Below are 5076 nucleotides of genomic sequence, written 5' to 3' on the forward strand. Positions count from 1 at the left end.
GTATCCACGCCGGCCATGATCCGGAGCAGGGTGGACTTGCCGGAGCCGTTGAGGCCCAGCACGCCGATCTTGGCGCCGGGGAAGAAGGACAGGGAGATGTCCTTGAGGATGTGTTGCTTGGGGGGCACGACCTTGCCCACCCGGTTCATGGTGTAGACGTATTGCGCCATGGGAACCCATTGGTTGGAGGATGTTCAGTGGCCACGATGATAGTGGCCGGGCAGGCCAAAGGCCAGCGCCTCAGCAGGTTCCGCCCGATGCGCCTCCGGCTTATCGGGCCTACAGAAGGGAATCGGGCAGTAGGCCCGGTAAGCGACAGCGCACCGGGCATGGCGGTGCCGGCAGGTGGCGATATACGCCGGACGCGCCTTACGTTTCCTCTTCGAGGTCCCAGTCGTCCTCGATGGCGCGGCGCAGGCGGCGCTCCTCGATGAGGGCCTCCACGCGTCGGCGGGCCCTCAGGGTATCGGCACGACTGCTGGGGCGGATGCGACCGTAGTCGTCATTGACTGCTTCCAGGTAGTCCTGATCATCGTCGTTGGTGTCGAGAAGGGGTTCATGGCTCATGTGATGTCCTCCCATGGCCCGGGGCCGAGCATGGCGGTGTCCGGCGGATCATTCGATCGCTTCCCGTCCCGGGTGCGGAACCTGAAGCGCCAGCAGGCAACAGCCGTTGCCTGCTGGCTATATAGCTGCATGGGAGGCGGGAGACAAGCCCCCGGAGGACTTTTTTCGCCGCCGCAGCGCGTCGTCTCAGCTCAGGCCATGTTCGGCCTTGAGCCGCTCGAGCTCCAGCTGAGCCTCGACGCGTTCGGTGACATCCTTTTGCACCCCGATGTAGTAGGTGAGGTTGTCGTCCTCGTCGTACATGGGGGTAATGGAGAGCTCGTTGTAGAAGAGCGTGCCGTCCTTGCGGTAGTTGCGCAGCACCTCGCGGCAGGGGCGACCCGCCTTCAGGGCCTTGCGGATGGCATCGAGCCCCGGCTGGTCGCGGTCCTCGTTCTGCAGGAAGCGGCAGTCCTGGTAGAGGATCTCATCGGCGCTGTAGCCGGTGAGGCGCTCGAAGCCCTGGTTGACGTAGATCAGGATGTTCTCGTCGCCCTCCTGCTCGGCGACCACGATGCCGTCCTCAGAGGCATCGACGATGCGTTCCAGCAGTTCCGGGCTGATCAGGGGGGATCGTTTCATGCAGGGGGTTCCTGTCGCGGTGCCCTTGGCGCATCGGGTGGCGGCAAGGGGCGGGATATTGCTCTCATCATGGCCAGCCGGCGTCGGGATTTCAACGCGCCGGCGTGACAGTGGGTCATTCCACCTCGGGCAGGCGCTGGGCGCTGGCGGCCGCACCGAGGCCCATCAGCGCCAGGAGCGCAAGTAGCCCGGCGCTGCCGAGCCACTGGGCAAGCAGGCCGACGCCGCCGCCCACCAGCAGCATCAGCACGCCGGTGAGGGTGTTGGAGAGCGCCACATAGAGGGCGCGCTTGTCGGCGCCCGCCATGTCGACGATGTAGGTCTTGCGGCCCAGGCGGACGCCGGCATGGACGATCACCAGCAGCGCATAGGCCAGCGCATAGGGCCAGACGGTTTCGGTCCAGGCGCCGGGCAGCCAGGCGAATACCGCTCCGAGCAGGCAGCCGGCGGCGGTGCCCAGGCCACCGTCGCGCATCACTCGGCGGCTCGAGGCATCGGCGCGCTTGCCCCAGATGGGGCTCGCCAGCATGCCGGCCACACCGGAGACGATGATCAGGATGCCCAGGCCGCCGAGTTCGGCGCCGCTCTGCTGCTGGCCGAGGAGCGCCACATAGGGCAGGGCCAGGGCGCTGGCCAGCAGCAGGGCGCGGGACAGGTTGAAGTGCAGGAAGTCGCGGTCGTCGCGCAGCAGGCGCAGCCCCAGCTTGACGCTTTCCCAGGCATTCTCGCCGCCCTCCGCGGCGCCGGGGGTCTCGCGGATGCGTGCCGCGCACAGGGCATTGACGGCCCAGCCCAGCGACGCCACCCCGAGCAGCACGGCCAGCGCCAGCTCCCCGGGGCGGTCGCCGAACAGCATCAGCACCCCGCCGGCGGCCAGGGTCACGGCGCCGGCCACGCTGCCGCTCCAGCCCATCAGGGTGCCGCGGCGCCGCTTGGCAATGGTCTTGCCCATGACGTCCTTGGTGGCGATCGACGACAGGCCCCGGGCCAGCGACAGCCCCACCAGCACGGCGAGTACCAGACCGCCCCCCATGGCCCCGCTGCCGAGCAGCGCCAGCAGGGCCAGCAGGGCGGCGGCCAGGGCTTGCAGGGCACCGCCCAGCACCCACACCCACTTGCGCTCGGGCTTGAGCCGGATGAAGCCGGCCACGAACAGCTGGGGCAGCAGGGCACCCGACTCGCGGATCGGCACCAGCAGGCCGACCATCCACAGCGGGGCACCGATCACCCCCAGCAGCCAGGGCAGCACCAGGCGGGCGCTTGCGAGCTCGTCGGCCAGCTTGTTGCCGAGCGATGCCAGCAGGTGCAGGAAGAAGTTGCGCGGTTGCTCGTTGCAGGCCTCGTCCGGGATGTCCCGGCACATCCGGCTGTCCTCGTCACCGGTGAGCCACTCGAAGAGGCGGGTCTGGCTGATCTCGGGGTCGGCCATCGGAACTCCCTGGCTGGTATCATCGGGAGGCTCATTGTTGCGGCACTCGAGGTTCCATGTCACGCATTCGAATCCACTACTGTACCCAGTGCCAATGGCTGCTGCGCAGCGCCTGGTATGCCCAGGAGCTGCTCTCCACCTTTGGCGAGGAGCTGGAGGAGGTGGCCCTGGTGCCGTCCCATGGCGGCCATTTCGAGATCCTCCATGACGGCGCGTCGCTCTGGGAGCGCAAGCGCGACGGCGGCTTCCCCGACATCAAGGCCCTCAAGCAGGCGGTGCGCGACCGCCTGGCCCCCGGCCGTGACCTGGGACACCTCGACCGATGAGCCCGATGTCCACCAGCGGTGATCGCCAGGCGATGCTCTTCGGGCTGGGGGCGGTGGCGCTCTGGTCCACCGTGGCCACCGCCTTCAAGGTGGCGCTGGCCTACATGTCGCCGCTCGCGCTGATGTGGCTGGCCTCGCTGGTTTCCTGGGCGCTGATCGGCGTGCTGGTGGCGCGCCAGGGGCTGCTGGGCCAGGCGCTCAGGGGTGGCTGGCGCACCGCCGCCTGGGCGGGGCTGATGAATCCGGTGGCCTACTACCTGGTGCTCTTCGGCGCCTACGACCGCCTGCCTGGCCAGGAGGCCATGGCGCTCAACTATACCTGGGCGCTGGCGATGGCCTTCCTGGCGGTGCCGCTGCTGGGGCAGCGCCTCACCCGGATGGATGTGATGGCCGGGCTGATCGCCTACGCCGGCGTCTGGGTCATTGCCACCCGCGGGGCGGTGTTCGACGTGGTCTTCGCCGACCCGCTGGGGGTCGGCCTGGCGCTCGCTTCGACGCTGCTCTGGGCCCTCTACTGGCTGCTCAATGCCCGCGATCATCGTCCGCCGCTGGTGGCCCAGTGGCAGAACTTCAGCGTCGGCGTGCCGGTGCTCACAGTGCTGTTGCTGATTGGACCGGGCATGGCCTGGCACGGCTGGACGGCGCTGGGGGCGGGTATCTACGTGGGGCTGTTCGAGATGGGCATTGCCTTCGTGCTCTGGCAGTTGGCCGTCCACCGGGTCTCGCGCACGGCGAAGGTCTCCCACCTGATCTTCCTCTCGCCGCCGGTATCGCTGCTGCTGCTCTACCTGGTGGTCGGCGAGCCGATCCTGCCCTCAACCCTGCTGGGCCTGGCGCTGATCCTCGGCGGTCTCGGGCTGCAGCAGTGGCAGAAGGCGCCCACGCCGGTGGCTCAGTCCTGAGCGCTCTCCGCCACGACGGCGCCGTTCGCCTCGAGCAGCGGTGCGAGCTGCGGCCAGACGTTTTCCAGGATCCGTGGCTGGCCGGCCGCGGTGGGATGGATGCCGTCGGGCTGCATCAGGTCCTCCTTCAGGGCCACGCCGTCGAGCAGGAAGGGCACCAGCGGCAGATCGAAGGCGTCGGCCAGCCGCGTGTAGACGCTGGTGAAGGCGTCGCGGTAGGCCCGGCCATAGTTCGGCGGGATGTCGATGCCGAGCAGCAGCACCTCGGCGCCCGCTGCCTGGCTGGCCTCGATCATGGCGGTCATGTTGGCCTCGAACTGGCCCGGTGGCAGGCCGCGCAGGCCGTCGTTGCCGCCGAGTTCGAGGACAACGATATCGGGTTCGTGCTGTCCGAGAAGGTCGGGCAGGCGGGCGGCGGCGCCGCCGGAGGTTTCGCCGCTGATGCTGGCGTTGACCACCCGCGCCTTCCCGTCCAGGCGCGCCTGCAGCAGACTGACCCAGCCGGCCTGGCGCTGGATGCCGTAGGCGGCGCTCAGGCTGTCGCCCATCACCAGCAGCACCGGTCTCTCCGCCGCCTGTGCCGCGCCGGCGAGCAACAGTAACGTCAACCCGAGCACCCGCAATCCGAGTGCCGAGAACCAGTGCCCAGCGAGCCGGCGTGGTGCGCGCCGGCTTGACGCACCTACAGGGAAGCCCTTCGCCATGTCCATCTCCTCTCGAACGGATGCCTCACCGATTCTACACGCCGATCACCTTGCCAAGGAGGTCGAAAGCGGCGAGCGGCGGCTGAGCATTCTGAGTGACCTGTCACTGGCGGTGTTCCCTGGCGAGAGCGTGGCGATCCTCGGCCAGAGCGGCGCCGGCAAGTCGACCCTGCTGGGCCTGCTGGCGGGTCTGGATATGCCCAGCGGCGGGGAGCTCTCGCTGTTCGGCCAGTCGCTTCGCGCGCTGGACGAGGATGGCCGGGCCTCCCTGAGGGCGGGCCGGGTTGGGTTCGTGTTCCAGAACTTCCAGCTGCTGCCCACTCTGACGGCCCTGGAGAACGTGCTGCTGCCGCTGGAGCTGTCGCCGAGCCCCGGGGCCGAGGCCCGGGCGCGCGACTGGCTGTCCCGCGTTGGCCTCGGTGAGCGCCTGGACCACCTGCCCAAGCAGCTCTCCGGGGGGGAACAGCAGCGTGTGGCCCTGGCGCGCGCCTTTGTCACCGGCGCCGAGCTGGTGTTCGCCGACGAGC

Annotated in this window: 8 protein-coding genes; 3 read left to right on the forward strand and 5 right to left on the reverse strand. The window is 69.0% G+C overall.

Annotated elements, in window-relative coordinates; all coding sequences use genetic code 11:
• From RI841_RS14220 to RI841_RS14235, 4 genes are all read right to left on the reverse strand, one after another.
• The coding region (locus RI841_RS14220; protein WP_310706296.1) for an ATP-binding cassette domain-containing protein at positions 1-170 on the reverse strand (170 nt) is incomplete at its 3' end.
• A 199-nt stretch (positions 171-369) separates the two neighbouring features.
• The gene (locus tag RI841_RS14225) at positions 370-567 is read right to left on the reverse strand and encodes a PA3496 family putative envelope integrity protein (RefSeq protein ID WP_310706289.1); all 198 of its coding nucleotides are present in this window, start codon (positions 565-567) and stop codon (positions 370-372) included.
• 186 nt (positions 568-753) lie between these two features.
• Complete coding sequence (locus RI841_RS14230) at positions 754-1188, reverse strand: PAS domain-containing protein (protein ID WP_310706290.1); 435 nt, start codon at positions 1186-1188, stop codon at positions 754-756.
• A gap of 115 nt (positions 1189-1303) precedes the next feature.
• Positions 1304-2617, reverse strand: coding sequence for an MFS transporter (locus RI841_RS14235; protein ID WP_310706291.1), 1314 nt, complete (start codon positions 2615-2617; stop codon positions 1304-1306).
• Positions 2618-2673: 56 nt separating this feature from the next.
• Here RI841_RS14235 and RI841_RS14240 point away from each other — a divergent pair, with 56 nt between their 5' ends.
• Entirely contained in the window at positions 2674-2943 is a 270-nt protein-coding gene (locus RI841_RS14240) for a SelT/SelW/SelH family protein (RefSeq protein WP_310706292.1), read from the forward strand.
• Positions 2940-3845 (forward strand): DMT family transporter, encoded by a 906-nt coding sequence (locus tag RI841_RS14245; RefSeq protein ID WP_310706293.1) that lies wholly within the window; start codon positions 2940-2942, stop codon positions 3843-3845. The genes RI841_RS14240 and RI841_RS14245 overlap by 4 nt, the downstream gene beginning before the upstream one ends.
• On the opposite strand, the gene RI841_RS14250 is transcribed toward RI841_RS14245, so the two are convergent.
• The gene (locus RI841_RS14250) at positions 3836-4549 is read right to left on the reverse strand and encodes an arylesterase (protein ID WP_310706294.1); all 714 of its coding nucleotides are present in this window, start codon (positions 4547-4549) and stop codon (positions 3836-3838) included. The genes RI841_RS14245 and RI841_RS14250 overlap by 10 nt on opposite strands.
• On the opposite strand from RI841_RS14250, the gene RI841_RS14255 reads away from it, so the two are divergent.
• Positions 4548-5076: ATP-binding cassette domain-containing protein (locus RI841_RS14255; RefSeq protein ID WP_310706295.1), on the forward strand; the 529-nt coding region annotated here is incomplete at its 3' end. The two genes, RI841_RS14250 and RI841_RS14255, sit on opposite strands and share 2 nt — an antisense overlap.

This window comes from Halomonas sp., from assembly GCF_031581305.1.
Lineage (GTDB): Bacteria > Pseudomonadota > Gammaproteobacteria > Pseudomonadales > Halomonadaceae > Halomonas.

Excerpts from the sequence above, each read along its gene's own strand:
- RI841_RS14245 (WP_310706293.1), top strand. The coding sequence starts at position 2,940 with ATGAGCCCGATGTCCACCAGCGGTGATCGCCAGGCGATGCTCTTCGGG.
- RI841_RS14230 (WP_310706290.1), bottom strand. The coding sequence starts at position 1,188 with ATGAAACGATCCCCCCTGATCAGCCCGGAACTGCTGGAACGCATCGTC.
- RI841_RS14235 (WP_310706291.1), bottom strand. The coding sequence starts at position 2,617 with ATGGCCGACCCCGAGATCAGCCAGACCCGCCTCTTCGAGTGGCTCACC.
- RI841_RS14250 (WP_310706294.1), bottom strand. The coding sequence starts at position 4,549 with ATGGCGAAGGGCTTCCCTGTAGGTGCGTCAAGCCGGCGCGCACCACGC.
- RI841_RS14225 (WP_310706289.1), bottom strand. The coding sequence starts at position 567 with ATGAGCCATGAACCCCTTCTCGACACCAACGACGATGATCAGGACTAC.
- RI841_RS14240 (WP_310706292.1), top strand. The coding sequence starts at position 2,674 with ATGTCACGCATTCGAATCCACTACTGTACCCAGTGCCAATGGCTGCTG.